Here is a 1,791-nt window from a genome sequence, read left to right as displayed (position 1 = left end):
ACGACGTGACCAACCCGGCGGCCAAGACCGATCCGCAGTCGCCGATCTACGGCATGCCGATCCTCGACGTCGAGAAGGCCAAGACGGTGTTCTTCATCAAGCGCGGCATGGCCGCCGGCTACGCCGGCGTGGAGAACGAGCTGTTCTTCCGCCCCAACACCATGATGCTGTTCGGCGACGCCAAGAAGGTTACCGAAGAGGTCGTGAAGGCCACCGAGTAAAGGTCTGCCGAAAGGAAAAGCCCCTTCCCGGACGAACCGGGAAGGGGCTTTTTTGTTGCCGCGCCGGCAGCCGGATCAGAATCCGACCGCGCCCTCGGCGACGTGGTCGATGATGGTCAGGTGATTCTCCACGCGGGTGACGCCGGGGGTGTTCTCGGCGGCGACCCGCAGGGCGTCGCGCTGCGCCTCGGTGCGCACGCTGCCCCAGAGATGGACGACGCCGTTGCGCACGACGATGTTGTCGCTGATCTCCGGCGCCCAGGGCTGCGCCCGCAATGTCTCCAGAAGCCGGTCGCGCAGGACGCGGTCGTCCGCCGCGGCGGGCGAGACGTCCGGGGCGATGCTGGCCAGGACGTGCAGCAGGTTGGCGCGGCTGACGATGCCGACCAGCTTGCCGTTGTTCAGCACCGGAACGCGCTTGATGCGGTTGCCCTCCATCAGGCGGACCACCTCGTCGAGCGGGGTCTCCTCGGTGACGGAGATCAGCGACTCCGTCATCGCGTCGCGCACATGGCGGCCATGGGACTTGGTGTAGTCAGCGGCTTGGTTCGGCGCGCCCGCGAGCATGGCGAGCCACCAGGAGGCCCGGCGCACCGTGCCGGTCTCCGTCCGGCGCAGCAGGTCGCCCTCGCTGATGACGCCGAGCAGGCGCCCGTTCGAATCGCAGACGGGCAGGCCGCTGATCCGATTCTCCAGCATGCGCTTCGCGGCTTCGGTCACCGTGGCGTCGGGACCGATGGTGATCACCTGACGGGTCATGATGTCCGCTGCTTTCATGGCCTTCCTCCGTTTGCCTGATTCGTTGACCCGGCAAATTTACACATACACGGAGTAAGGTGAAACTGTCTGGTGTACGGTATACCAATTTGCCGCAGGCCGATTTGGCGGGCGGAAAAAAGAGGGCTCCGCTGGCAGGAAGCCGCGGAGCCGTCAGGTGGGGGAATCTACAGGGAGGAATGCGTGTAGTTCCAAGGACGTTTGTACCCCCAGCGATCGGCCTCAACCACAGTGGATTCGGTATACCAGTCATGCGGCATGTGGATACCGTATACGGTATGCCAATTACGCCCCGAGGGCGCAGAATTGCCGGGCTGGGGTGCGGAAATCCACGCTCCGTCGTTCATCGAAGAAACAGTCCGCGATCCGAACATATCCGCTTGTCATGAACTGGCATCTGGTATACCGTATCACCAATCCAAGCCGCTTCCCTCTCCGGGGCAATGAAAGCGCGGCCCGAACCCCGTCAACCGGGGAAACCCCGGATCATTCCGGGGGCGGAGAGAGAGGGACGGGAACAGCCATGCAGACGATGAGTTTCTCGGTCGCCCCGCTGGATCAGGGGATGAGCTTCAAGGCAAAGGCCTACCAGTCGCTGCGCCAGGCCATCACCCAGATGGACATCTACGGCGGGCCGAGCGAGATCCGCCTCGACGAGCGCCAGCTCTGCGAGGCGCTGGGCGTCAGCCGCACCCCGGTGCGCGAGGCCATGGCGCTGCTGGAGCAGGAGGGCTTCATCCGCTCCATGCCCCGGCGCGGCATCTTCGTCGTGCGCAAGACCAAGGCGGTGATC

General features: G+C 64.7%; 3 protein-coding genes. 2 read left to right on the top strand and 1 reads right to left on the bottom strand.

Going from position 1 to position 1,791, the window contains the following annotated elements; translation table 11 throughout:
• Positions 1–221 (top strand): NAD(P)(+) transhydrogenase (Re/Si-specific) subunit beta (locus tag GBZ26_RS29105; protein WP_174441759.1); only part of this gene is annotated, 221 nt, incomplete at its 5' end.
• A 75-nt stretch (positions 222–296) separates the two neighbouring features.
• Here GBZ26_RS29105 and GBZ26_RS29100 read toward each other — a convergent pair.
• On the bottom strand, positions 297–998 hold the full coding sequence (locus GBZ26_RS29100) for a CBS domain-containing protein (protein WP_174441758.1): 702 nt from the start codon (positions 996–998) through the stop codon (positions 297–299).
• Positions 999–1,521: 523 nt separating this feature from the next.
• Between GBZ26_RS29100 and GBZ26_RS29095 the strand changes: the two genes are divergently transcribed.
• Positions 1,522–1,791: GntR family transcriptional regulator (locus GBZ26_RS29095; RefSeq protein ID WP_174441757.1), on the top strand; the 270-nt coding region annotated here is incomplete at its 3' end.

This window comes from Azospirillum formosense (assembly GCF_013340925.1).
Lineage (GTDB): Bacteria > Pseudomonadota > Alphaproteobacteria > Azospirillales > Azospirillaceae > Azospirillum > Azospirillum formosense.
The sequence above is the reverse complement of the archived record's forward strand: the minus strand, read 5'-3'. Positions and strand labels throughout refer to the sequence as shown.

Coding starts and splice junctions, on each gene's coding strand:
- GBZ26_RS29100 (WP_174441758.1), bottom strand. CDS start 998: ATGAAAGCAGCGGACATCATGACCCGTCAGGTGATCACCATCGGTCCC.